The organism is Streptomyces griseus (assembly GCF_001715295.1).
GTDB lineage: Bacteria > Actinomycetota > Actinomycetes > Streptomycetales > Streptomycetaceae > Streptomyces > Streptomyces griseus_G.
Window position 1 is genome coordinate 810,887 of record NZ_MDKB01000003.1, and the last position, 26,235, is coordinate 837,121.

The following is a 26,235-nucleotide window of genomic DNA, read 5'->3' on the forward strand; positions in this document are numbered from 1 at the left end:
GTAACGCGCCGAGGGCGGATCCGCTTCCCCGTTCACCGGGAAAGCCGAGATCCGCCCTCGGAAGGTGCTGAGTCGTTCAGCCGGTGCCTGGATCAGGCAGCGACGGGAACGATGTTCACGACCTTGCGGCCACGGTGGGTACCGAACTCCACCGCACCGGCGGTCAGCGCGAACAGCGTGTCGTCGCCGCCACGGCCGACGCCCGTGCCCGGGTGGAAGTGGGTGCCGCGCTGGCGGACCAGGATCTCACCGGCGTTGACGGCCTGGCCGCCGAAGCGCTTGACGCCGAGCCGCTGAGCGTTGGAATCGCGCCCGTTCCGAGTGGACGATGCGCCCTTCTTGTGTGCCATGTCTCCTCAGTCCCTTACTTCGCAGCCGCGGGGATACCGGTGACCTTGATCGCCGTGTACTGCTGGCGGTGACCCTGGCGACGGCGGTAACCCGTCTTGTTCTTGTAGCGAAGGATGTCGATCTTCGCGCCCTTGTGGTGGTCCACGACCTCGGCCTGGACCTTGATGCCGTCCAGGACCCAGGGGTCGCTGGTCACGGCGTCGCCGTCGACAACGAGCAGGGTCGAGAGCTCGACCGTGTCGCCAACCTTGGCAGTGGAAATCTTGTCAACCTCAACGATGTCGCCGACAGCAACCTTGTGCTGGCGACCACCGCTGCGCACGATGGCGTACACGCGGATCTCTCTCTCACTCGGAACGGATCCCCTGATGCCAGCCGCTCGCACGGGCCGAGGCCCGGGGCGATCCGGAAGGATGAGCGGCCTCTCCCGTACGGAAACCGCACCGGGAGGGATGTGCTCAGGGGCAGGCGCACAGACAAACACGCCGAAGGTAGAGGCTACGGGGCCACCGCACCGCCGGTCAAACCGCCCCGGGCCGGTCCGTCGTCCGCCCTCCGGCGTCCGGCACCCGACGGCGGCGCGGGCCGAGGCGCGCGGGCGGGCCTTCAGGGCGGCGCCTCCCCCGGCTCCTCGGGCCCGGCTCCTCAGCCCCGGCGGCGCAGCGGACGAGCCGCGCCCGCCACGATCCGCCGCACGGCCCTGCGCGGGCCCGCGGGCAGCCTGCGCAGCACGCCGCGGTAGATCCGGCGCAGCCCCGTAGGCGGGGGCTTCACCGGCTTCGGGGCCGGTGCGGGCTTCTTCACCACGAGCCTCAGCTGTGCGCCCCGCCCCGACCAGTCGGGGCGGACCGTGCGGCGGGTCCCGGCGATCGGCGTGGAGGTGAGGGCGACGCGCCGTCCGGCGTCCGCCGGGGTCAGCCGTGGCCGCCGTCCCACACCGAGCACCTGGACGCCGGTCCACACCTCGTACGTGCCGGGCAGGAGCGGCTCGCCGCCCGCGAGGGTGGCCGGGTCGATCACGACCGAGCCCTCGACGACGACGTGGCTCAGCCCGTCACCGAGCGTCTCGAGCCGGGGTTCGAGGGTGTCCTCCGCGTGCCACCACACCTTGCGGCTGAGGTCGTGGACGACCACCTCACCGGTGGCGTACGCCAGCGGGTCCGCGACCGTCAGACCGTCGGCGCCCTCGATGCCCTCGGTGAACCGCGGGTCGAGCACATGTCCGCCGGGGTTCCCGGTCAGGGCCAGCGGGGTCCCGTCGGCCTGGTGGAAGGTGGCCCGCAGGCGCAGGCTCAGCCGCCCGCCCCCGTCCTGTTCGACGGCGTCGACGTCGAGGCGCGGGCGGATCCCACGCACCCGGCGGGCCAGCTCCAGGAGGGAGTCGGGCCGTCCGTCCTCCAGGAGGGTGGCGCGCAGTCTCTGCACCGCGGGCATCCCCTCGCGGACGCCCGGCGGGAAGCACTCGGTCGCCAGGGGGCGGACGAGGCGGTAGGCCGTCAGCCGTTCCTCGTCCTCGGCCTTCACGACGAACGGCTCGCTGACCCCCCTCATCGTCTCGACGCGGTACAGGCGGCGCATCAGCCGGTCCTGCAGCTCACCGGGCTCGGTGGACGCGGCGAGGGCCTCGATGATCGTGCGCAGACGGCCGAAGTCCTCGGCGACGTCGTACTCCGCCTCGCTGTTGTTGCCGCCGTCCTCCCTGCGGTCCCAGAAGTAGCAGGGGTAGTCGGCGAGGATCGAGACGACCCGGGCCCTGGGGTAGGCGCGGACCATGAAGAGCAGGTCCTCCATGCGCCAGTACCCCTCGGGGAAGCGGAGCCCGTGCTCCTCCAGGAAGGCGCGGCGGAACATGCGGTGCGCGGTGAGGGTCTCGATCAGCGGCGCGTCCGCGACGGTGCAGACCTCACGGTTGCGGCGGAAGACGGCGGAAGGCCCGACCATGGAGCCGGCCATCTTGCCCAGCACGATGTCGGAGCCGTTGCGGTGGGCCATCGCGTAGAGCCGTTCCAGCGCCTCCGGCGCCAGCCTGTCGTCCTGGTCGACGAACTGGACGTACTCCCCCCGCGCCATGGCGACACCGACGTTGCGCGGCTTGCCCGGCCAGCCGGAGTTCTCCTGGTGGTGCACCCGAACGTGAGGGTGATCCGCGGCGAGCCGGTCGAGGACCTCGGCGGATCCGTCGGTGGACCCGTCGTCCACGTAGACGACCTCGTACTCGTCCGTCGCGAGGCTCTGTCCCAGCAAGGACGGCGCACAGCGCTCCAGGTACGGCCCCGCGTTGTACACGGGCACCACGACAGTGACTTTCAGCATGACTTTCCGTCCCACCCCATGGATCCGAACCCCTCATGCCGTCCCCCCACGAGAAGGCATGTCGAACACCCGACGCACGGGTGGGCCGTCCCCCGGTGCAGGAGGACGGCCCACCGCGGTCACGCGGGATCAGCCCGCGGCTACGCCTCGGACGGGGCGGAGGCGGACGGCTGCTCGGCGGCGACGGACTTCTTCGTCGCCTTCTTCGCGGTCGTCTTCTTCGCCGTCGTCTTCTTGGCCGCCGTGGTCTTCTTGGCCGCCGTCTTCTTCGCCGCCGCCTTCTTGGCCGGAGCCGTCTTGGCGGCCTTGCGCGTGGCCGTCTTCCTGGCCGGCGGAGCCGTCTCCCCGTCGGCGGAGGCGGCGTCCTCCGCGACCGGAGCCTCGGCGGCCGGTGCCTCGGTGGCGGGCGCGCCCGTCACCACGACGATCTCGGCCTCCTCGGCTCCGGAGGGCGAGCCCGCCGGAGCGGTCACCTTGCGGGTCGCGCGACGCCGGGGCCGCGGAGCCTTGGCCTCAGGCACCTCAGGCACCTCAGCGGTACCGGCGGCTCCGGAGGCGTCGGGGGCCTCGGCGGCCGGGGCGGGTGCCTCGACGACCGGGTCCTCGACGGCGACGGGATCGGCCACCGGCTCGACCGGCCGCACCGGCTCCGCCGTACCGGCCGGCCTCGGCGAGCCCGCCGGAGCGGTCGCCTTCCTGGTCGCCCTGCGACGGGTACGGCCCTGCGGCGCGGCGGCCTCGGATGCCTCCGGGGCCTCGGGTGCCTCCGCCACCGGCTCGGCGGTGGGCGCCTCGGCGGGCTCCGCGACGGCGGAGGGCACCTGCGCGGTCCGCGTCTCCTCGGCCTCGGCCGGGGCCGGGGCCTTCGGAGCACCGGCGGGCGCCGACACCTTACGGGTGGCGCGGCGGCGGCCACGACCGCGCGAGGCGGCGGCCTCCGCCTCGGCCGGGCTGCTGTACAGCTCCTCGTCCGCGACGAACTCCGGCTCGGGCAGCGCCACCGGGGCGGCGACCTCCGCGGCCACCTCCGCCTCGCTCTCGGCCTCGTGGCCGGCCGTGTCCTCGGCGGTCTCGGTGATCTCGGCGTGCTCGTGCTGCTCGTGGTCGTGCTCGTGCCCGGCACCGCCACGTCCACGCTTCTTGGAGCGCTTGCCCCCGCCGCCACCACCGGTGGACGTCGGCTGCTCCATGTGGACGATCACACCGCGGCCGTTGCAGTGGACGCAGGTCTCGGAGAAGGACTCCAGCAGACCCTGGCCCACCCGCTTGCGGGTCATCTGCACCAGACCCAGCGAGGTGACCTCGGCGACCTGGTGCTTCGTACGGTCCCGGCCCAGGCACTCCAGCAGACGCCGCAGCACCAGGTCCCGGTTGGACTCCAGCACCATGTCGATGAAGTCGACGACGACGATCCCGCCGAGGTCGCGCAGCCGCAGCTGACGCACGATCTCCTCGGCCGCCTCCAGGTTGTTCTTGGTGACGGTCTCCTCGAGGTTCCCGCCCTGGCCGGTGAACTTGCCGGTGTTGACGTCGACGACGACCATCGCCTCGGTCTTGTCGATCACGAGCGAGCCACCGCTCGGCAGGTAGACCTTGCGGTCCAGCGCCTTCATCAGCTGCTCGTCGATCCGGTACGTCGCGAAGACGTCGACCTCGGACGTCCAGCGCGACAGCCGGTCCGTGAGGTCCGGCGCCACGTGCGAGACGTAGCCGTGGATCGTCTCCCAGGCGTCGTCACCGCTGACGATGACCTTCGAGAAGTCCTCGTTGAAGATGTCCCGGACGACCCTGACGGTCATGTCCGGCTCGCCGTAGAGCAGCGTCGGCGCGTTGGAACCGGTGGTGTTCCTGGACTTCTTCTGGATCTCTTCCCACTGGCCCTGCAGCCGCTCGACGTCACGGCGCAGCTCGTCCTCGCTCGCGCCCTCGGCGGCGGTGCGCACGATGACGCCCGCGTCCTCGGGAACGATCTTCTTGAGGATGCTCTTGAGCCGGGCCCGCTCGGTGTCGGGCAGCTTGCGGCTGATGCCGGTCATCGAGCCCTCGGGCACGTAGACCAGGTAGCGGCCGGGCAGCGAGACCTGGCTGGTCAGGCGGGCGCCCTTGTGGCCGATCGGGTCCTTCGTCACCTGGACGAGGACGGACTGGCCGGACTTCAGCGCGGTCTCGATGCGGCGCGGCCCGTGCGCCATGCCGAGCGCCTCGAAGTTGACCTCGCCGGCGTACAGCACGGCGTTGCGGCCCTTGCCGATGTCGACGAAGGCGGCCTCCATGGACGGCAGTACGTTCTGCACCTTGCCCAGGTAGACGTTGCCGACGTAGCTGGTGGCCTGTTCCTTGTTGACGTAGTGCTCGACGAGCACGTTGTCCTCGAGGACGCCGATCTGGGTGCGTTCGCCGCTCTGACGGACGACCATCACGCGCTCGACGGCCTCGCGGCGCGCCAGGAACTCCGCCTCGGTGATGATGGGGACCCGGCGGCGGCCCTGCTCGCGGCCTTCGCGGCGGCGCTGCTTCTTGGCCTCCATACGGGTCGAGCCCTTGATGGACTGGACCTCGTCGAAGCCGGTGCCGGGCTCGCGCTCGACCTCCTTGCGGCGCGGCTCACGGACCTTGACGACCGTACGCTCCGGGTCGTCGGCGCCCGTCGCGGTCTCCTCGCCCGAGGCGTCCCCGCTGCGACGGCGACGGCGGCGACGGCGACGGCTGCTGCTGGATCCGGAGGAGTCGTCGTCCTCGTCCTCCTCGTCCCGGGCCTGCGGCTCCTCCTCGGAGCGGTCGGCGGAGGCGTCCTCGTGCTGCTCGGCCTCGTCCGTGTCGTTGGCCTCGCCTCGGCGACGGCGACGGCCGCCCCGGCGGCGGCGGCGCGAGGGGCGGTCGCCGTACTCGTCCTGCTCGTCGCCCTCGTGGTCGGTGTCCGTCTCGGTCTCGGCCTCGTGCTCGTCCTCGACGGCATGCTCGGCGGGGAGCGTGACCGGCGTCGCCGCCGGCTCGGTCTCCACGGCCTCGCCACGACGGCGGCGGCGGCGGCGCGATCCGCCCTGCGGCGCCTCCTCGGCGGCCTCGGCGGGCGCGGCACCCCCGTCGGCGGGCTCGACGGTCCGCGTGCCGCCGGTCCGGCGGGACACCCGCTCCGGAGCCTGGGGCTCTTCGTGGGTGTCGCTCTCCCGCTGCGGCGCGGACCCGGCGGCGGCTGCCGCGGCGGCGGCCGTCTCAGGGGTCTGGAACATCGGCTCGGCGAAGACGGGAGCCTGGAAGACGGCGACGGCGGGGCGCGTGGCACGCCGGCTCTTGCGCGCGGGCTCCTCGGCCTTGGCGGTGAACTCCGGGCGGCCAGCCGCGGCGGTGGCCCGGCGGCGCTGGCGACCGCGCGGTGCGGCCTCCTCGACCTCCTGGGTCTCCGCGGCCAGCTCCTCGGCGACGGCCTCGGGGAGGCTCTCGCCGGTCTCGGCGGCCTGCTCGGCGGCCTCCTCCTCGTCGGGCTGCGGCGCACCGGCGGGAGCGGACGCCCTGCGGGTGGCACGACGACGGCCGCGCGGGGCGGCGGGGGCTTCGGCGACCTCAGGGGTCTCCGCGACCTCAGGGGTCTCCGCGGCCTCGGGGGCCTGGGCAGCTTCGGCGGCGGGCGCTTCGGCGGACTCGGCGGCGGCTTCGGCGGTCCGCGCCGCCTGCGGTGCACCGGCCGGAGCCGACGCACGACGCCGGGTACGGCCACGCGGTGCGGCGGGCTCGACGGCGGGCTCCGCGGCTGCGGCGGGCTCCTCGGCCTTCGCCGGCTCGGCCGGGGGGAGCTCCACCGTCTCGGTGTCGACGACCTGCGGGGCGCCCGCGGGGGCGGTCGCCTTGCGCGTGGCGCGACGACGACGGGGCGCTTCGGCGGGGGCCTCGGCGGTCTCCTCCGCGGCGGGAGTCGCGGCGGGGATCTCCGCGGCTGCCGGGGCGGCCGGCTCGGCCACGATCTCGGCGGCCTGCGGGGCGCCCGCAGGAGCGGTCGCCTTGCGGACCGCGCGGCGGCGGCCACGTACCGGCGGCGCGGGTTCGGCGTCCTCGGCCGGCACCTCGGCGGCCGGTTCCTCGGCGGCCGGGGCTTCGGCCGCGGGTTCGGTGGCCTGCGGGGCGCCCGCCGGAGCGGTCGCCTTGCGGACCGCGCGGCGGCGGGTACGCGCCGGCGGCGCCGGTTCCTCGGCCTCGGCGCTCTGCGCCGGGGCCGGCGTGGTCACCGGGGTGTCCTCGGCCGTCACGGCGGCGGAGACGCTCTCGGCACCGGCCCCGCCGGGCGGGCCGGCGGGCCGGGAGGCCGCACGACGCCTGCGGCGCGGCGGCAGCTTGTCCCCGGGAGCGTTGCTGTCCTCGGTGTTTCCGGTGTTTCCGGGTTCGATCGGCTCGGGCATGCGGGTGGTTCTCCCGTCACGCTCCCGGGCGCCGCGTCTGATTCCGGTCCGGTCGGCCGCGTGATGTGCGCGGGACCGCCGTCCGGGGCGCGGGCGCCGCACGGGAGCTGATGTCTGGCTCGCCGGTTCCGTACGGTGCACGGCCTGGCGAAAGTCTTATGGGGCGGTGCGCGGCCCGACCCAGGTGGCTCCCGGGTCCGAGGGCTGCGCTACAACGACCGCCTTACGCGGAACCTGCACCTTCCGGCGCCGCCGCGGCGGCTGCCGGATCGGCCGTGGAAACGGCCGGGGCTGCCTCGCGGTCGGGCGCGAGCGGGTCGGTCACCGTGCCGGACTCCTCGTCGAAGAGCCCCTGCGCCAGCCTGGTCACCGCTGCGGGGACCGGCGGCGCCAGGTCGGCCACAGCTCGGAGACCGGACAGGACGTCGTCGGGTCGCACGGCAGGTGTCACGTGCCGCACTACCAGGCGCAGTATCGCACAGGGCCTGTCCCCGGGCCTATCGGCCTGTGGATCAAGGGCCTGCAGGTCGGCCACGGCCGCTCGCGCGTCGAAGCTCCGCATGCCGTTCTTCGCCCGGCGCTGGACCTCCACGGTCCCGGCCGCCAGGAAGGCGGCCACGGCCTTCTCCGCGTCCTGCACCTCGACCCCGTCCAGGCGCATCTCCCACACGGAGGCGGTCAGACGGTCCGCGAGGCCGGAGGTACGGGCCTCCACCGCGTCGACGACGTCGAGGCCCGCGGGCATCGACGCGTCGAGCAGGACTCGCAGGACCTCGGGGTCACGCGCCTCGGTGAGGGCGATCTCCAGGAACTCGGCCTCACTGCCCGTACCGGTCGGGGCGGCGTTGGCGTACGACACCTTCGGGTGCGGGGTGAAACCCGCCGAGTAGGCCATGGGCACCTCGGAGCGGCGCAGCGCCCGCTCGAAGGCACGCTGGAAATCTCGGTGACTGGTGAACCGGAGGCGGCCCCGCTTGGTGTAGCGCAGTCGGATGCGCTGCACCGCCGGTGCGGGCGGCGGGCCTTCGGGCTGTCGCTTGCCCAGTGGTTCTTCTCCTCGGTGCGGGGCGGACGCGGTGGCGTACCGCCCACGAAGTACGGGGTGCCCCGGGGTGCCGCTCCGGCTCACCCCCGCTCACCGGCTGAGCCGACGGGCAGGGAGATCTCGGGCGCGGTCGCCGCGCTGGGGACAGTCGTTGTCCTACCCAGGGTACGCGCAGCGGACCCCTCGAGTTCCCGCGCCGCCGTGACCTGCGGCTTCCCCACCAGAGCGCGCCAGGCGTCCCGGCGTGCCGCGCGCAGGGTCTCCCGGGCCGCGCCCAGGACGCCGCGGGCCGCACGTCCCGCTTCCCGGACGGCGCGCCGGGCGGGCGCCAGGACCGCGTCGCGCAGCACGTGCCCCACGGGAGTGCACACCGCACGGTAGACCCAGCCGGCCGGCGCGCCGACCAGGTGCCGGGCGAGCCACACAAGCCCCCGGCCGACCGCGCGGGAGACGAAGCCCGCGATCCGCCAGGCGACGCCCACGGCCGCCGCGGTCTCCCGGCCGACCGGGACGAGGATCCGCCGGTACACCCAGGAGACGGGGACGACGAGCAGCGTCACGACCATCCGCACGGCGGCGGTCCCCAGCCCCCGCACCGTGGCGGCGAGCCCGCGCCCCAGCACGAGGAACGTGTGCACGAGGGCGTGGCCGAGGGGGGTCAGGAGATGACGGTGCACCCACAGGACCGGCCTCACCAGCCCCTGCCGGGCCAGCCACGCGCCCGCCCTCCCGAGCGGCTCGAGGACATGGCGCCACACCGCGGCCACGGGCCACACCAGGACGACGGTCACCAGGGCGACGACCGTCGCGGCGGCGACCCGCCCCGCCGGGACGAGCAGCGTGCGGTACACCCACCGCAGCCCGCGGCCGGCCGGGGTGACCACGGTGGCGTGGAGCCACATCAGCGGGACGACGATCCCGTACCGGACGCCCGGCACGACCAGGTGGCGCCACAGCGCGGTCCAGGGCCGGACGAGGACGGCGACGGCCAGCCACGCGAGCGCCCGCCCGGTGGGGGCGACCACGGTGGCGTACAGCCGCTCCAGGCCGCGGCCCAGCGGGCGCAGCAGCACCCGGTCGAGGGCCCGCGCCCCGCCCACGGCCAGGTCCCACACCATCCGCACGGGCAGCACGAGAACCAGCACCACGAGGCGTACGGGAATCCTGACGAGAGTGGTGAGGCAGCCCTCCCCGCCCTCGTGGGGCACGGGTGTCCGGTCCTTCGCGTCGTCCATGCCCTGCACGACGCGAAGGCACGGACCGGGGGTTCCCGGTCCGTGCCTTCGTCACCGGGGCGTCACCCGGGCGGTGTCACGTCATGCGCTACTTCACGACGGTGAGCGGCAGGAGCTTCTTGCCGGTCGGGCCGATCTGGATGTCGAGGTCGAGCTGGGGGCAGACACCGCAGTCGAAGCACGGGGTCCAGCGGCAGTCCTCGACCTCGGTCTCGTCGAGCGAGTCCTGCCAGTCCTCCCAGAGCCAGTCCTTGTCGAGGCCGGAGTCCAGGTGGTCCCAGGGCAGGACCTCCTCGTACGTCCGCTCGCGCGTGGTGTACCAGTCGACGTCCACGCCGAAGGCAGGCAGCGTCTCCCCGGCGCTCCGCATCCACAGGTCGTAGCTGAAGTGCTCGCGCCAGCCGTCGAAACGGCCGCCGGACTCGTAGACCGCGCGGATGACGGAGCCGACGCGGCGGTCGCCGCGGGAGAGCAGGCCTTCGACGATGCCGGGCTTGCCGTCGTGGTAGCGGAAACCGATGGACCGGCCGTACTTCTTGTCGTCGCGGATCTTGTCCCGCAGCTTCTTCAGCCGGGCGTCGGTGTCCTCGGCGCTGAGCTGCGGGGCCCACTGGAAGGGGGTGTGCGGCTTGGGTACGAAGCCGCCGATGGAGACGGTGCAGCGGATGTCGTTCTGACCGGACACCTCACGGCCCTTGGCGATGACGTTGACCGCCATGTCGCCGATCTGGAGGACGTCCTCGTCGGTCTCCGTGGGCAGGCCGCACATGAAGTACAGCTTCACCTGGCGCCAGCCGTTGCCGTAGGCGGTGGCGACCGTGCGGATCAGGTCCTCCTCCGAGACCATCTTGTTGATGACCTTGCGCATGCGCTCGGAGCCGCCTTCGGGGGCGAAGGTGAGCCCGGACCTGCGGCCGTTGCGGGTCAGCTCGTTGGCCAGGTCGACGTTGAACGCGTCGACGCGGGTCGAGGGCAGGGAGAGGCCGATCTTGTCCTCGGTGTAGCGGTCGGCGAGGCCCTTGGCGATGTCGCCGATCTCGCTGTGGTCGGCGGAGGAGAGCGAGAGGAGCCCGACCTCCTCGAAGCCGGTGGCCTTGAGACCCTTGTCCACCATCTCGCCGATGCCGGTGATGCTTCGCTCCCGCACGGGGCGCGTGATCATGCCGGCCTGGCAGAAACGGCAGCCGCGGGTGCAGCCGCGGAAGATCTCCACGGACATCCGCTCGTGGACGGTCTCGGCGAGCGGGACGAGGGGCTGCTTGGGGTAGGGCCACTCGTCGAGGTCCATGACGGTGTGCTTGGACACCCGCCACGGCACCCCGGACCTGTTGGGCACGACCCGGCCGATGCGGCCGTCGGGGAGGTACTCGACGTCGTAGAAGCCCGGGACGTACACGCCTCCGGTCTTCGCGAGACGGAACAGGACCTCTTCGCGGCCGCCGGGCCTGCCCTCGGCCTTCCAGGCCCGGACGATGTCGGTGATCTCCAGGACGGCCTGCTCGCCGTCGCCGATGACGGCGCAGTCGATGAAGTCCGCGATCGGCTCGGGGTTGAAGGCGGCGTGCCCGCCCGCCAGCACGATCGGGTGGTCGACGGTGCGGTCCTTGGACTCCAGCGGGATGCCCGCCAGGTCCAGGGCGGTGAGCATGTTGGTGTAGCCGAGCTCGGTGGAGAAGCTGAGCCCGAAGACGTCGAAGGCGCCGACCGGGCGGTGGCTGTCCACGGTGAACTGGGGCACGCGGTGCTCGCGCATCAGTTCCTCGAGGTCCGGCCAGACGCTGTACGTGCGCTCGGCGAGGACGCCCTCGCGCTCGTTGAGCACCTCGTAAAGGATCATGACGCCCTGGTTGGGGAGCCCGACCTCGTACGCGTCCGGGTACATGAGTGCCCAGCGGACGTCGCATTCGTCCCACGGCTTGACGGTGGAGTTCAGCTCACCGCCGACGTACTGGATGGGCTTCTGCACATGCGGGAGCAGAGCTTCGAGCTGTGGGAAGACCGACTCGGCAGACATCTGGGACCTTCGTGAGCTGGGCTGGCAGGGGTGACCATCCAGCGTACCCCGGTGCTCAGCCCTTCAGCGCCGACCGCAGCCGTGGCCGCGACGCCCGGGCCCACACCTCGGGCAGTTCGCGCTCCCGGTCCGCGGCCGCCGCCTCCTCCTCCCCGTACAGCAACCCCCAGGTGAAGGCGGTCTCCCCCGCCGCGTGCGCCTGGACGGCCAGGCCGCGCAGCGTGGCGCGGGCGACGACGCTGTCCTGGTGGTCGCCGAGCACGGACTGCACGGCCTTCATCCGCTTGGCGAACTTCCTGGCGGGCTTTCCGAGGGCGGGGCGGGCGGCCTCCGCCGCGTAGCGGGCGCGCTTGGCGGCCTTGCGGGCCTCGTGCGTCGCCACGTCGCGGTCGTGGCCGGGCGGCTGCCCGAAGGCGCGGGCCACCCGGGCGGCCAGCCGGTCGTACTCCTTCAGGACGGCCCGGGGCAGCACCTCGCCGGGGGCCCGGCCGGCGGACGGGCGCAGCGGCGGGTCGGCGAGGAGTGCGTCGAGGGCCTCCAGGAGGGCCAGGTAGCGCTCGCCGTCCAGCGCGGCGAGGACGCGCTCGCGGGATGCGGTGCCGTGGGCGGCGGACCACACGTCCAGCCGGGCGGTGGCCGGCCCCAGCAGCAGGGTGCGCGGGACGCCGCCGAGGTCGGCGCGCAGGCGCGCTTCGAGCACCTCGTGGTCCCGTCCCGCGCCGAGTTCGGTGGCGAGCCACTTCAGCTCGTCGCCGACGGGGTCGGTGACGGTCCGGTCCAGGACGGCCCGGTACGTCTTGAAGGCGCTGCGCAGCCGTCGGGTGGCGACCCGCATGCGGTGCACGGAGTCGGGCAGGTCACGCCGGACCGCCGGGTCGAGGGTGACGATCGCCTCGGCCTGGCGGCGCGCGTAGGCGAGGACGTGGTCCCCGGCGGTGACGGGGGCGGGGCGCTTGCGCTGTGCGGTGGGAGCGGGCCGGGGCTCCCCTGCCGTCTCCTCCAGGGCCCTGGCCAGCTTGGACGCGGAGGCCGCGGGCCGCACGCCCGCCTTGCGCAGCCGCTTCTCGACGGCGTCCAGGAGGGCGGGGTCAGCGTCGTCGGCGAGTTCGACCTCGATCTCGGTCCAGGCCGCCGTGGGTCCGCCGCCCTCCGTCAGCCGTTCCGCGCAGACCTCGTCGACGCTGAGTTCGGCCAGCAGGCCCCCTTGGGCGTCGGTGAGGTGGTGGACGTCGCGGGTGGTGAGGAGTCGGACCACGGGGACGACCTCCGCGTCGCGGAGCCGGGAGCGGAGCAACGCGGCGAGGTCCGGGGGGAGGGCGCCGGCCGGTGGGGCCTGGATCTCGTCGCGGACGCCGGGGGCGACGGGGAACTTGAGGTGCCAGCCGGCGTCGCTCCCCCCGCTCCTGCGCCGCAGGGTGAGGGAGTCCGCGGCCAGGCGGAGATCAGGGGTGTCGTAGTAGACGGCGTCGAGTTCGCTCACTCCCCGGTGGACGACGGCCGCGACCCCGGCCGCCTTCCGCAGGTCGGGCAGCCGGGTGTCGGTCGTGGCTTCGTACTTCCGCTCGATCTCGCGCTTGGAATCCGCCATGTACCGCATCTTTCCGCGACAGGGGCGGATATGCAGGCCGGTCCGTGCCCGTTCAGGCCGTTATCGGCCGTTGCACCCGGATCGACTGGAGCAGTCCGATGGCCACCCACACGGCGAACATCGACGATCCGCCGTACGAGACGAAGGGCAACGGGAGCCCCGCCACCGGCATGATGCCGAGCGTCATCCCGATGTTCTCGAACGACTGGAAGGCGAACCAGGCGATGATCCCGGCGGCGACGACGGTGCCGTAGAGCTCGGTGGTCTCGCGGGCGATGCGGCAGGCGCGCCACAGCACGACGCCGAGCAGGACGATGATCAGTCCGGCGCCGAGGAAACCGAGCTCCTCGCCGGCGACCGTGAAGACGAAGTCGGTCTGCTGCTCGGGGACGAACTGGCCGGTGGTCTGCGACCCGTTGAACAGACCGGTACCGGTGAGTCCGCCGGACCCGATCGCGATGCGGGCCTGGTTGGTGTTGTAGCCGACGCCCGCCGGGTCCAGCGCCGGGTTGGCGAAGGCGGCGAAGCGGGCGATCTGGTACTCGTCCAGCAGACCGAGCTGCCAGACCGCGACGGCTCCGGTGGCACCCGCGCCGAGAAGCCCGAAGACCCAGCGGTTGGACGCGCCGGAGGCGAGGAGGACGCCGAGCACGATGACGGCCATGACCATGACGGAGCCGAGGTCGGGCATCAGCATGACGACCGCCATGGGGACGATCGCCACGCCGAGCGCCTTGGCTACCGTGCGGTGGTCGGGGTGCAGCTGGTCGCCCGCGTCGACGCGGGAGGCGAGCAGCATCGCCATCCCCAGGATGATCGTGATCTTGGTGAACTCGGAGGGCTGCAGCGAGAAGCCGCCGCCGATGATGATCCAGGCGTGGGCGCCGTTGACGGTGGCGCCGAGCGGGGTGAGGACGGCGAGCACCAGCAGGACGGAGATCCCGTAGAGGACGGGTACGGCCCCCCGCAGGGTGCGGTGGCCGAGCCAGACGGTGCCGACCATCAGCGCCAGGCCGATGCCCGTGTTGAGGACGTGCCGGAACAGGAAGTAGTACGGGTCGCCGTGGGTGAGCGAGTCGCGGCCGCGGGTCGCCGACCAGACGAGCAGCGACCCGATCACGGAGAGCGCGACGGCCGAGCCGAGCAGCGGCCAGTCCAGCCGCCGCACGACGGAGTCACGGGCGGTGAGCCTGGCCCAGGAGGAACGCTCGGGGGCGTAGCGGGAGACGGAGAAGCCTGCCATCAGTCGCGCCTCCCCGGGACCGCGGCGAGCGCCCCCGCGAGTGCCTGCGTGCCGTCTCCCGCGGGCGCCTCCGGGATGTAGGGCTTGATCTTCGGTGCGTCGATCGAGCCGTCCGGCTGGATCTTCGGCAGGGTCGTCTGGGGCTTGGGGAGGAGGGCCTTCTTGAGGTCCTGCTTCCCGGAGGCGTCGAGTCCGTAGAGCGCGTTGTAGATGTTGCGCACGGCGGGCCCGGACGCCCCGGAGCCCGTACCGCCCTGGGAGATCGTCATGACGATCGAGTATTCCTTGGTGTACGTGGCGAACCAGGAGGTCGTCTGCTTGCCGTAGACCTCGGCCGTGCCCGTCTTGGCGTGCATCGGGATCTTGTCCTGGGGCCATCCGCCGAATCGCCAGGCGGCGCTGCCCCGGGTCGCGACTCCCGCGAGGGCTTCGTCTATCTTGTCGCGGGTCTCTCCGGTGAAGGGCAGTCTGCCGTGCGACCGGGGCTTGATCTCCCGGACGGACCGGCCGTCACCGCTGATGACGGCCTTGCCCACGGTGGGGTCGTACAGCGTGCCGCCGTTGGAGATCCCGGCGTAGATGGTCGCCATCTGGATCGGGGTGACGAGGGTGTCCCCCTGGCCGATCGAGTAGTTGACGGAGTCACCGGCGCGCATCTTGTTGCCCTCGACGCAGCCCTCGTACGCGATCTTCTCGACGTACGTGCCGTTCTTCTTGCCCTGCTTGCACCAGGCCGCCTTGTTGGCGTCGTAGAACGCCTGCTTCCAGCGGCGGTCGGGGACGCGGCCGGCGACCTCGTTGGGGAGGTCGATGCCGGTCTCCTTGCCGAGGCCGAACTGGTGGGCGGTCTTGTAGAACCAGTCCTTGGGGTTCTTCTTGGGCTTGTTGCCGCCGTCCTTCAGCCACTCCTTGTGCGCCAGCCCGTAGTAGACCGTGTCGCAGGAGACTTCGAGGGCGCGGCCGATGGTGATGCTGCCGTAGCCCTGCGACTCGAAGTTCTTGAAGGTCTGGCCGCCGACGTTGTACGAGCTGGGGCACGGGTAGTTGCCGTCGAAGTCGTATCCGGCGTTGACCGCGGCGGTGGAGGAGATGACCTTGAAGACGGAGCCGGGGGCGGCGGTGCCCTGGATGGCGCGGTTCAGCAGCGGGAAGTTGGACTTCTTCCCGGTGAGCTTGGCGTAGTCCTTGGCGGAGATGCCGCCGATCCAGGCGTTGGGGTCGTAGGTCGGCAGCGACGCCATCGAGACGATGCGGCCGGTCTTGGCCTCCATGACGACGACGGCGCCCGAGTCGGCCTTGTACAACTCGTTGGTGTTGCGGTCCATCTCCTTGCGGGCCGTCTCCATGGCCTTGTTGAGCTCGTACTCGGCGACCGCCTGGACCCGGGCGTCGATGGAGGTGACGATGCTGGCCCCGGGCTCGGCCTCGTCGTTCTGCGCCTCGCCGATGACACGGCCGAGATTGTCGACCTCGTAGCGGGTGACGCCGGCCTTGCCCCGCAACTCCTTGTCGTACGTGCGCTCCAGGCCGGAGCGGCCGACCTGGTCGGAGCGGAGATAGGGCGAATCGGTGTCCTGGGCCTTGGTGACCTCTTCGTCGGTGACCGGCGAGAGGTAACCGAGAACCTGCGCGGTGTTCGCCTTGCCGGGTGCGGCGTAGCGGCGTACGGCGGTGGGCTCGGCGGTGATGCCGGGGAAGTCCTCGGCACGCTCGCGGATGGTGAGGGCCTGCTGGGTGGTGGCCTCGTCCGTGACCGGGATCGGCTGGTAGGGCGAGCCGTTCCAGCAGGGCTGCGGGGTCTTGGAGTCGCAGAGGCGGACCTTGTCCCGGACCTCCTTGGGCGTCATGCCCAGGACGCCGGCGAGCCGGGTGAGGACGGCGGCGCCGTCGTCCTTCGTCTTCATCAGCTCGGTGCGGCTGGCGGAGACCACGAGGCGGGTCTCGTTGTCGGCGAGGGGCACCCCGCGCGCGTCGAGGATGGAACCGCGCACGGCGGGCTGCACGACCTGCTGGACGTGGTTGTTCTTGGCTTCGTCCGTGTACTCCTGGCCGTTGCGGATCTGGAGGTACCAGAGCCGGCCGCCCAGTGTCAGGAGCAGCGAGAAGACGAGGACCTGGATGACGACGAGCCGGATGCGGACCCGGGGGGTCCGGCCGGTCTCCGGGATGTTGCTCACGGGGTGCCCCCGGTGGTGGGTCGGCCGGGGGTGCGGGGGTCGCCCCCGGAAGAACACAGCCTCACGGCGCGCCCCCGGTGGTGGTGGGCCGGCCCGGGGGTGCGGGGTGTGCCCCTGTGGGCCGACCGGTGCTGATGAGGCGTCACAGTCGCTTGACCCCCTTGATCCGTCCTGCGCGTGCGGCACGGCCACGGGCCGCCCTCAGGCGCATCCCGCTCCGCTGGCTGCCGATCCGCAGCCCGGTGCCGGAGGCCAGCCAGCCCGCGGCGACGTCCCCGCCGGTGGAACTCTCGGCGACCGGGTCGTTCTCGGTGCGTCTGGCCAGCGCCATGATCAGTGGAACGGTGAACGGCGCGAGGAGCAGGTCGTACACCACGGCGGTGAACAGCAGGCTGCCCAGGCCCACGTGGCGGGCTGCCGTGTCACCGACGAGGGCGCCGACGCCCGCGTAGAGGAGCGTCGATCCGACGGCCGCGACGGCGACGAAGGCCATCGGGGCGAACGCCGACTTGATCTGGCCGTTCTCGGGCCGGGTCATCCCGGCGACGTACCCGATGACGCAGAGCACGAGGGCGTAGCGGCCGGCGGCGTGGTCGGCGGGCGGTGCCAGGTCGGCGAGGAGTCCTGCGGCGAAGCCGATGAGGGAGCCGCTGACGGGCCCGTACACGAAGGCGAGTCCGAGGACGACGAGGAGCAGCAGATCGGGCGTGGCGCCGGGGAGCTGGAGGCGGGCGAGTACGGATACCTGGACGACGAGGGCGACGACGACCAGCGTGACGGAGAGCAGTGTCCGGTTGAAGGGCATGGGGATCAGCTCTACCTCTGCTCGTTTGCCGCGTCACCGGCGTCTGTGCCGGCGTCCGGGGAGGCGCTGCCGCCGGCCTCCGTCCCGGGCGTGTCGTTGATGTTGCCGACGACCTTGCCGTCGGCGTCCACGAGGTCCCCGTTCGGCTGGGCGGTGACGGTGACGGTCGGAGTGGGCTTGGGCTTCGCCGGCTTCCTGGGCTGCTTCGGCAGGACCATGTCGCGCGGGTCCTCGCGGGGGGCCTGGACGACGACGCCGACGATGTCGAGTTTGGTGAAGCCCACGAACGGGCGTACGTAGACGCTCCGGGTGAGGCCGCCCCCGGACGGGTCGACGCGGACGACCTCGCCCACCGGGACGCCGGGCACGAAGGGCTTGTCCTTGCTGGAGCCGAAGGTGACGAGCCGGTCGCCCTTGCCCACCTTGGCCTTGCCGTTGAGGAACTGGACCGACAGCGGCCGCGATCCCTGACCGGTGGCGAACCCGAGCTCGTCGGTCTTCTCCAGCCGGGTCCCGACGGTGAAGTCCGGGTCGTTGGCCAGCAGGACGGTCGCCGTGTCGGGGCCGACCGTGGTGATCCGGCCGACGAGGCCCTCACCGTTCAGCACGGTCATGTCGCGCTTGAGACCGTCGTGGGCACCGGCGTCGATGGTGATCGTCCAGGAGAAGCCCTGGGCCGCTCCTATGGCGATGACCTCGGCGGCCTTGATGCCGTACTGACCGGCCCCCGCGCTCTTCAGCATGGTGTCGAGCTGGCGGACCTTGCTGCCGGTCCGGTCGTCACTGCCGAGCTTGGTCTTGAGCGTCGCGTTCTCGTGCTCCAGCGCCGCGATCCGGTCGTGCCGGTCACCGGAGTCCCGTACGGCGCCGATGGCGTTGCCCACCGGGTCCACCGCCGCCGCGACGCCGTTCTCGACCGGTCCGAAGACCGTGGCGGCGGCCTGCCGGGCCCCGTCCACCGGTGACTCCTCGCCCCCGCGGATGTCGACCGTGATCAGGGCGAATGCGATGGCGATCAGCAGCACCAGGAGCAGCCGGCTCTCTCGTGTGTCCCTCACGTGCGGCGGCCGTGCCTTCCTCGTCGGAATGTTCGTGCCTGTATATCAGCGTTCCGCCGTACGGGACGGCAGCGCCCGTACGGCGGAACGCCGGTCCTACCGTCGGGGCTGGGCGTCCAGGACCTGCTGGAGCGCCTCGAACTCCTCGACGCACTTCCCGGATCCCAGCGCCACCGAGTCCAGCGGGTCCTCGGCGATGTGGATCGGCATGCCCGTCTCGTGGCGCAGCCGCTCGTCGAGTCCGCGCAGGAGTGCGCCGCCGCCGGTGAGGACGATGCCGCGGTCCATCACGTCGCCCGAGAGCTCCGGCGGGCACTTGTCGAGCGTCGTCTTGACGGCGTCGACGATCGCGTTGACCGGCTCCTCGATGGCCTTGCGGACCTCGGCCGCCGAGATGACCACGGTCTTGGGCAGCCCGGAGACCAGGTCGCGACCGCGGATCTCGGTGTGTTCGTCCTTGTCCAGGTCGTAGGCCGAGCCGATGGTGATCTTGATCTGCTCGGCGGTGCGCTCACCGAGGAGGAGCGAGTACTCCTTCTTGATGTGCTGGATGATCGCGTTGTCCAGCTCGTCACCGGCGACCCGGATCGACTGGGCGGTGACGATACCGCCGAGCGAGATCACGGCGACCTCGGTGGTGCCGCCACCGATGTCGACGACCATGTTTCCCGTGGCCTCGTGGACCGGGAGCCCGGAACCGATGGCCGCGGCCATGGGCTCCTCGATGATGTGCACCTGACGCGCGCCCGCCTGCGTCGACGCCTCGATGACGGCGCGTCGCTCGACCCCTGTGATGCCGGAGGGCACGCAGACGACGACCCGCGGGCGGGCCAGGTAGCGGCGCTTGTGGATCTTGAGGATGAAGTAGCGGAGCATGCGCTCCGTGATCTCGAAGTCGGCGATGACGCCGTCCTTCAGCGGCCGCACGGCAACGATGTTGCCCGGTGTGCGGCCGATCATCTTCTTGGCCTCGGAGCCGACCGCCAGAATTCCGCCGGTGTTGGTGTTGATGGCCACGACGGACGGCTCGTTCAGGACGATGCCGCGCCCCCTGACGTACACCAGCGTGTTGGCAGTCCCGAGGTCGATAGCCATGTCACGGCCGATGAACGACATTGAGTTCCCCTTGTTCCCCATGAGGATGCGTCGAGCCTTCCCAGGAAGCGGAAAATGGCTTGTTCCAGGTAGGCGAGGTTGGCGCTGCGGGCGTGGAAGCTTCCATCGTAGTGCCGTATGCACGGACACAGCGCGAGGGTCCTTCGCCTGTGCGGGTGGAACGGCTGCCCGTCCCACCCATGGTGACGTTACGTCGGAACGATGCGTTCCCGCGATACCTGACCCTATGCCGAAGGGCGGCCGAATTACTTCGGTCGCCCCAGGTACTGAGCGCTGTTCGGCCGAGCCGGCTCAGGAAAGTCCGGGGAAGAAAAGCTTCAATTCCCGCTCTGCGGACTCCTCGGAGTCCGAGGCGTGGATGAGGTTCTCCCGGGTGACGGTGCCGAAGTCACCCCGGATGGAGCCGGGCGCGGCGGCGATCGGGTCGGTGGGGCCGGCCAGGGCACGGACACCTTCGATCACCCGCTCGCCTTCGGCCACCAGGGCGACGACGGGACCCGAGGCCATGAACTCGACCAGCGGCTCGTAGAACGGGCGGCCCTTGTGCTCGCCGTAGTGCTGCTCCAGCGTCGCCAGGTCCAGCGTGCGCAGCTCCAGCGCGGTGATCTTCCAGTCGGCCTTGCGCTCGATACGGCCGACGATCTCGCCGATCAGCCCGCGCCGGACGGCGTCGGGCTTGAGAAGGACGAGGGTGCGCTGCGTCATGTGCGGCTCCTTGCGGGCTGACGACATGGCGAGCAAGCGGCCGCGACGCCGCTCCCTGCTTGCTCCCAGGTCGTTACGGGTGCGGTGGGAGCCCTGAGATTACAGGGGCACGGGAGCGGGCCGACGCCGGGGTTTACGCTGCGTCATCCTCAGCCCGGCACGTGTTCCGCACGCAGCGCCGTCCGCCGGAGGTGCCCGGCAGGTGCGGGCACGGGACGGAGGGCCGGCCTGCTACCGGATGGACCGGAGCGCCCCGGCACCGCGGCCGGGGTGCGCCCTCCGGGCAGTGCGTGCCGAGCGCAGCCCGGCAGTGCGTGCCGGGCCCGCCGGGCAGTACGTGCCGGGGCCTGCCTCAGGCCTGGCCGGCCTCCTGGGGCTCCGCCTCCGCCTGCGCCGCCCACCGCGCCTTCGCCTCGTCGATCGTGCGGCCGTAGTGCACCGAGGCCCACCACAGGGCGGCGAAGACCACCCCGAGGATGTACATCATCGGCACGAACAGGCCGCTCATGAAGAGCGCGGCCTGCAGGACCCAGCCGAGCTGTACGCCGCCGGGCCGGGTGATCACGCCGCAGAGCAGGACGGACACCAGCATGCCGATGCCGCAGACCGTCCACACCGTGGCCATGGACATGCCGTCCAGCTTCATGGCCACCAGGCCGGCGAAGCCGATCACGAAGAACTCGCCGATCAGCGTCGAAGCACAGAGGGTCCGCATGGGTCAGCGCCTTCCCAGAAGCAGCCGGGCCTCGCCGACCGTGATGACGGAACCGGTCACCAGGACCCCGGCACCCGCGTACTCGGCCTCTTCCTCCGCGAGGGTGATGGCCGCCTCCAGGGCGTCGTCCAGGCGCGGCTCGACCTGTACGCGGTCGTTGCCGAAGACCTCCACGGCGACCGCGGCGAGCGCGTCCACGTCCATCGCGCGGGCGGTGGAGTTCTGCGTCACGACCACCTCGGCGAAGATCGGTTCGAAGGCTTCCAGCAGCCCCTTGACGTCCTTGTCGCCGCTGGTGCCGACCACCCCCACGAGCCGCGAGAAGCTGAACGCCTCGGAGATCCCCTCGGCGGCGGCAGCGGCGCCCGCCGGGTTGTGGGCGGCGTCCAGGACGACGGTCGGGCTCGACCGGACGACTTCCAGACGGCCCGGTGAGAGCACGGAGAGGAAGGCCTTGCGGACGGATTCGACGTCGAGGCTGCGGGCCTGGTCGGCCCCGATGCCGAAGAACGCCTCGACGGCGGCGAGCGCCACCGCCGCGTTGTGCGCCTGGTGGGCACCGTAGAGCGGCAGAAAGATGTCGTCGTACTCGCCACCGAGTCCGCGCAGTGTCAGCAACTGACCGCCGACCGCGACCTCCCGGGAGACGACGCCGAACTCCATGCCCTCGCGGGCCACGGTGGCATCGACCTCCACGGCCTTCTTCAGCATCACCTGAGCGGCGTCGACCGGCTGCTGGGCCAGGATCACCGTCGCCCCCTGCTTGATCACTCCGGCCTTCTCACCCGCGATCTCGGCCGGTGTGGTGCCGAGGCGGTCGGTGTGGTCCAGCGAGATGGGGGTGACGACGGCGACCGAGCCGTCGATGACGTTCGTCGCGTCCCAGGTGCCGCCCATGCCGACCTCGACGACCGCCACGTCGACCGGAGCGTCGGCGAACGCGGCGTACGCCATGCCGGTCAGCACCTCGAAGAACGACAGCCGGTAGGGCTGCTGGGCGTCGACCATCTCGACGTACGGCTTGATGTCGTCGTACGTCTCGACGAAGCGCTCGGCGTCGATCGGGGCGCCGTCCAGGCTGATCCGCTCGGTGATCGACTGGACGTGCGGGGAGGTGTAGCGGCCGGTCCGCAGCTCGAAGGCGTTGAGCAGGGCCTCGATCATGCGGGCCGTGCTGGTCTTGCCGTTCGTCCCCGTGATGTGGATCGAGGGATAGGCGCGCTGCGGCTCACCCAGCACATCCATCAGGGCCGCGATGCGGGTCACGGACGGCTCGAGCTTGGTCTCGCCCCAGCGGCCGGCGAGCTCCTGCTCCACGGCGCGCAGCGCCCTGTCCGTCTCCGGGTCGGTGGGACGCGCGGGCACCGCGTCGGCCTGGGCCGGGCCCGACTGGGTGCGCAGGGTGCGGCTCCCGGCCTCGATCACCGCCAGGTCGGGGTCGCGCTGGGTCGCCTCTTCGACGATCTCCTCGAAGGTGTCGTCGGGATCTGACGCGTCGTGCCGGTCTGAAGGGCGGGGCTCACTCACAGGGCCAGTCTACGGATGGCCGCGGACATCGTGCGCGGCGCCCGGCGTGACGCTCCGGGCGGACGCGGCGGGACCTCGCGGGCGGCCGTCTCCCTCCGCCTCCCGGGCACGGCGAAGCCCCCGCGCTCCCGGTCGGTCGGGCGTGCGGGGGCTCCGTGGTCAGCTCATCAGGCCTGCGGCAGATGCGCCAGCTGGGCGGAGATGCGTGCGATGTCGGCCTCGGCCTTGGAGAGCCGGCCACGGATCTTGTCGACCACCTGGTCCGGCGCCTTGGCGAGGAAGGCCTCGTTGCCGAGCTTGCCGGTGGCCTGGGCCTTCTCCTTCTCGGCCGCCTCGAGATCCTTGGTCAGGCGCTTGCGCTCCGCCGCGACGTCGATCGTGCCCGAGAGGTCGAGCGCGACGGTGGCACCGGCGACGGGCAGCGAGGCGGTGGCCTGGAAGCCGTCCCCGGCGGGCTGCAGGCGCAGCAGCTGCCGGATGGCCGCCTCGTGCGGGGCCAGTGCCGTGCCGCTCAGGGTGAGCGCGGCCGGGACCTTCTGGCCGGGCTGGAGACCCTGGTCGTTACGGAAGCGGCGGACCTCGGTGACGACCTGCTGGACGAGCTCGATCTCCTTCTCGGCCGCGTCGTCGCGGAAGCCGGAGTCGCCCGGCCACTCGGCGATCACGATCGACTCGCGCCCGGTGAGCGCGGTCCACAGCGCCTCCGTGACGAACGGGACGATCGGGTGCAGCAGCCGCAACATCACGTCCAGGACCTCGCCGAGGACCCGGCCCGAGACCTCCGCCGGGCGCCCGCCCGCGAAGAACGTCGTCTTGGACAGCTCGACGTACCAGTCGAAGACCTCGTCCCAGGCGAAGTGGCGCAGCGTCTCGCTGATCTTGGCGAACTGGTAGTCGTCGTAGAAGGCGTCGACGTCGGCGACCGTCTTGTTGAGGCGGGAGAGGATCCAGCGGTCGGTGACCGACATCTCCTCGACCGGGGGAAGGGCGCCCTCGATCGTGGCGCCGTTCATCAGGGCGAAGCGGGTGGCGTTCCAGATCTTGTTGGAGAACTTCGCCGAACCCTGCACCCACTCCTCACCGATCGGGACGTCGGTGCCCGGGTTGGCACCGCGGGCGAGGGTGAAGCGCAGCGCGTCGGAGCCGTACTTGTCCATCCAGTCCAGCGGGTTGACCACGTTGCCGAAGGACTTCGACATCTTCTTGCCGTGCTCGTCGCGGACCATGCCGTGCAGGACGATGGTGCCGAACGGCGGGACGCCGTCGTTGACGTACAGGCCGAACATCATCATCCGGGCAACCCAGAAGAAGAGGATGTCGTAGCCGGTGACCAGGACGGAGTTCGGGTAGAACTTCGCGAGGCTGTCGGTCTGTTCGGGCCAGCCGAGCGTCGAGAACGGCCACAGGCCGGAGGAGAACCAGGTGTCCAGGACGTCGCTGTCCTGGGTCCAGCCCTCACCGGTGGGCGCCTCGTCGTCCGGTCCGACGCAGACGACCTCACCGTTCGGCCCGTACCAGACGGGGATGCGGTGCCCCCACCAGAGCTGGCGCGAGATCGTCCAGTCGTGGAGGTTGTCGACCCAGTCGAAGTACCGCTTCTCCATCTCCTGCGGGTGGATCTTGACGCTCCCGTCGCGGACGGCGTCACCGGCCGCCTCGGCGAGCGGGGCGACCTTCACCCACCACTGGAGGGAGAGCCGCGGCTCGATGGTCGTCTTGCAACGCGAGCAGTGGCCGACGGAGTGGACGTACGGACGCTTCTCGGCGACGATCCGGCCGTCGGCGCGGAGCGCGGCGACGATGGCCGAGCGTGCCTCCAGGCGGTCCAGGCCCTCGAAGGGGCCGGGGACGGTGATGACGGCCCGCTCGTCCATGACCGTGAGGAACGGCAGGTCGTGGCGCCGGCCGATCTCGAAGTCGTTCGGGTCGTGCGCGGGGGTCACCTTGACGGCACCGGTGCCGAACTCGGGGTCGACGTGGTGGTCGGCGACGACCGGGATCGTTCGGTCGGTGAGGGGCAGCTTGATCTGCTTGCCGACCAGGTGCCGGTAGCGCTCGTCGTCGGGGTGGACGGCGACCGCCGTGTCACCCAGCATCGTCTCGGCGCGGGTGGTCGCGACGACGATCGTCTCGTCGCCCTCCCCGTACGTCATGGAGACGAGCTCGCCGTCGTCCTCCTGGTACTCGACCTCGATGTCGGAGATCGCGGTCAGGCAGCGGGGGCACCAGTTGATGATGCGCTCGGCGCGGTAGATCAGCCCGTCGTCGTACATCTTCTTGAAGACGGTCTGGACGGCCTTGGACAGGCCCTCGTCCATGGTGAAGCGTTCACGGGACCAGGCGACGCCCTCGCCGAGGCGGCGCATCTGGCCGGAGATCTGGCCCCCCGACTCGTTCTTCCACTGCCAGATGCGCTCGACGAAGGCCTCGCGTCCCAGGTCGTGACGGGACTTGCCCTCCTTGGCGAGTTCGCGCTCGACGACGTTCTGGGTGGCGATGCCCGCGTGGTCCATGCCGGGCTGGTACAGCGCCTCGAAGCCCTGCATGCGCTTACGGCGGACGAGGGCGTCGATCAGGGTGTGCTCGAAGGCGTGCCCCAGGTGGAGGCTTCCGGTGACGTTCGGCGGCGGGATGACGATGCTGTAGGGCGGCTTGTCGCTGTGCTCGTCGGCTTCGAAGTACCCGCGTTCTACCCAGCGCTCGTACAGCTTCCCCTCCACCTCGGCCGGCGCGTACTGGGTCGGCAGTTCGGGGTTGCTGGCTGTCTGCTGCTGAGTGTTCTCGGTCACGGGGGACAGTTTAGGGCCGTCACAGTCCTGCACTGAAACAGGATTGTTCAGTAACGGTGTGAGCTGCGATGCCCCATGTCAGCGCTCCGTCCGTCAGGATGTTCGGAACGCATAAGCATTCCGGAGGGGACAGCGCGATGAGTTACAACCAGCCGGGCCCGTACGGCGGGCAGCCGCCGCAGGGCCAGCCCGGACCGTACGGACAGCAGCCGGGCCCCTACGGCGGACCGCCGCAGGGCCAGCCGCAGGGCCAGCCGCAGGGCCAGCCCGGCTACGGCTACCCGCAGCAGGCCCCCCAGGGCGTCCCGCCGCAGCAGCAGCCCCCGCAGCCGGGTTACGGCTACCCGCAGCAGGGCCAGCAGCAGCCGGGCCCGTACGGCCAGCAGCCGCCGACGCCGCCGTACGGCCAGCAGCCCGCGTACGGCGGTCAGCAGCCGTACGGCATGCCTCCGCAGCCGGGCGCCCCGAAGAAGAAGACCGGGCTCATCATCGGCGCGGCCGTCGTGGCGCTCGCCGTGATCGCGGGCGGCGTGTACTTCCTCACCTCGGGCGGTTCCGGCAACAGCGACGTCGCGGACTCCACCAAGGGGTACAAGCTGACGCCGGCGGCCTCGGTGGACGCCTACAAGCAGGACACGTCGGAGCAGAAGCCCTCGGGTCCGCTCACGGGCAAGGAGAAGTCCGAGTCGGAGGCCATGGGGGTCAAGAACCCCAGCCAGGCGAGCGCCCAGTACGTGAGCGGCGACATGCAGAAGAACCCGCTCACGGCGAAGTTGCTCATGCTCTACGGGGCCTGGGGCCAGATCGACGACCCCGACAAGGTCATCGACGCCTTCTTCAAGAGCGCCGAGAAGGAGACCATGAAGGACGAGGACACGAAGGGCTCGCTCGTGGGCAGCCCGGAGAAGGTCACTCCGAACGGTTTCAAGGGTGCGCTGATGAAGTGCCAGAACATGAAAATCGTCAACGAGAAGGGCGACGGCTCGGTCCAGAACGGCCCCAAGGACATGACCATGCCGGTGTGTGTCTGGGCCGACTACAGCACGGTCGCCGCCGTCGTCGGATTCGACATCGGTGGGGCCATGACGAACAAGCCGATGCCCCAGAGCGAGGTGGCTGACCTCGCCGCCAAGCTCTACAACACCTCCCGCACCAAGGTCTGA

At 71.5% G+C, this 26,235-nt stretch carries 18 protein-coding genes; 1 reads left to right on the forward strand and 17 read right to left on the reverse strand.

Translation table 11 applies throughout. The annotated features are described in order from the left end of the window. Positions 1 to 92: 92 nt before the first annotated feature. From rpmA to BA175_RS19935, 17 genes are all read right to left on the reverse strand, one after another. Positions 93 to 350: a 50S ribosomal protein L27 gene (gene rpmA / locus BA175_RS19855; RefSeq protein ID WP_014045902.1), complete on the reverse strand. Its 258-nt coding sequence runs from the start codon at positions 348 to 350 to the stop codon at positions 93 to 95. 14 nt (positions 351 to 364) lie between these two features. After that, positions 365 to 685, reverse strand: a complete 321-nt coding sequence (gene rplU, locus BA175_RS19860; RefSeq protein ID WP_014045903.1) for a 50S ribosomal protein L21 — start codon at positions 683 to 685, stop codon at positions 365 to 367. A gap of 311 nt (positions 686 to 996) precedes the next feature. After that, positions 997 to 2,664, reverse strand: coding sequence for a glycosyltransferase family A protein (locus tag BA175_RS19865; protein WP_069172776.1), 1,668 nt, complete (start codon positions 2,662 to 2,664; stop codon positions 997 to 999). A gap of 140 nt (positions 2,665 to 2,804) precedes the next feature. Next, complete coding sequence (locus tag BA175_RS19870; RefSeq protein ID WP_069172777.1) at positions 2,805 to 7,055, reverse strand: Rne/Rng family ribonuclease; 4,251 nt, start codon at positions 7,053 to 7,055, stop codon at positions 2,805 to 2,807. Between the two features lie 223 nt (positions 7,056 to 7,278). Next, on the reverse strand, positions 7,279 to 8,058 hold the full coding sequence (locus BA175_RS19875) for a TIGR03936 family radical SAM-associated protein (protein WP_069172778.1): 780 nt from the start codon (positions 8,056 to 8,058) through the stop codon (positions 7,279 to 7,281). Between the two features lie 122 nt (positions 8,059 to 8,180). Beyond that, positions 8,181 to 9,335, reverse strand: coding sequence for a hypothetical protein (locus BA175_RS19880; RefSeq protein WP_069172779.1), 1,155 nt, complete (start codon positions 9,333 to 9,335; stop codon positions 8,181 to 8,183). Between the two features lie 88 nt (positions 9,336 to 9,423). Then, positions 9,424 to 11,349 carry a TIGR03960 family B12-binding radical SAM protein gene (locus BA175_RS19885; protein WP_069172780.1) on the reverse strand — a complete coding sequence of 642 codons (1,926 nt, stop codon included), beginning with the start codon at positions 11,347 to 11,349 and terminating at the stop codon, positions 9,424 to 9,426. Positions 11,350 to 11,404: 55 nt separating this feature from the next. Then, positions 11,405 to 12,937: a CYTH and CHAD domain-containing protein gene (locus BA175_RS19890; protein WP_069173127.1), complete on the reverse strand. Its 1,533-nt coding sequence runs from the start codon at positions 12,935 to 12,937 to the stop codon at positions 11,405 to 11,407. Between the two features lie 52 nt (positions 12,938 to 12,989). After that, a complete protein-coding gene (gene rodA / locus BA175_RS19895) occupies positions 12,990 to 14,180 on the reverse strand; it encodes a rod shape-determining protein RodA (RefSeq protein WP_069172781.1) in 1,191 nt (396 codons plus the stop codon). After that, a complete protein-coding gene (gene mrdA / locus BA175_RS19900; protein WP_069172782.1) occupies positions 14,180 to 16,357 on the reverse strand; it encodes a penicillin-binding protein 2 in 2,178 nt (725 codons plus the stop codon). The genes rodA and mrdA overlap by 1 nt, the downstream gene beginning before the upstream one ends. A 142-nt stretch (positions 16,358 to 16,499) precedes the next feature. Then, the gene (gene mreD / locus BA175_RS19905) at positions 16,500 to 17,162 is read right to left on the reverse strand and encodes a rod shape-determining protein MreD (RefSeq protein WP_069172783.1); all 663 of its coding nucleotides are present in this window, start codon (positions 17,160 to 17,162) and stop codon (positions 16,500 to 16,502) included. Between the two features lie 11 nt (positions 17,163 to 17,173). Further along, the gene (mreC, locus tag BA175_RS19910; protein ID WP_069172784.1) at positions 17,174 to 18,220 is read right to left on the reverse strand and encodes a rod shape-determining protein MreC; all 1,047 of its coding nucleotides are present in this window, start codon (positions 18,218 to 18,220) and stop codon (positions 17,174 to 17,176) included. A 96-nt stretch (positions 18,221 to 18,316) separates the two neighbouring features. Beyond that, entirely contained in the window at positions 18,317 to 19,336 is a 1,020-nt protein-coding gene (locus BA175_RS19915; protein WP_069172785.1) for a rod shape-determining protein, read from the reverse strand. Positions 19,337 to 19,627: 291 nt separating this feature from the next. After that, positions 19,628 to 20,041 (reverse strand): nucleoside-diphosphate kinase, encoded by a 414-nt coding sequence (ndk, locus tag BA175_RS19920; RefSeq protein ID WP_069172786.1) that lies wholly within the window; start codon positions 20,039 to 20,041, stop codon positions 19,628 to 19,630. A 352-nt stretch (positions 20,042 to 20,393) separates the two neighbouring features. Beyond that, a complete protein-coding gene (locus BA175_RS19925; RefSeq protein WP_069172787.1) occupies positions 20,394 to 20,756 on the reverse strand; it encodes a DUF4233 domain-containing protein in 363 nt (120 codons plus the stop codon). A gap of 3 nt (positions 20,757 to 20,759) precedes the next feature. Next, a complete protein-coding gene (gene folC / locus BA175_RS19930; protein ID WP_069172788.1) occupies positions 20,760 to 22,283 on the reverse strand; it encodes a bifunctional tetrahydrofolate synthase/dihydrofolate synthase in 1,524 nt (507 codons plus the stop codon). A 167-nt stretch (positions 22,284 to 22,450) separates the two neighbouring features. Beyond that, complete coding sequence (locus BA175_RS19935) at positions 22,451 to 25,072, reverse strand: valine--tRNA ligase (RefSeq protein ID WP_069172789.1); 2,622 nt, start codon at positions 25,070 to 25,072, stop codon at positions 22,451 to 22,453. Between the two features lie 137 nt (positions 25,073 to 25,209). Between BA175_RS19935 and BA175_RS19940 the strand changes: the two genes are divergently transcribed. Beyond that, the gene (locus tag BA175_RS19940) at positions 25,210 to 26,235 is read left to right on the forward strand and encodes a hypothetical protein (RefSeq protein WP_069172790.1); all 1,026 of its coding nucleotides are present in this window, start codon (positions 25,210 to 25,212) and stop codon (positions 26,233 to 26,235) included.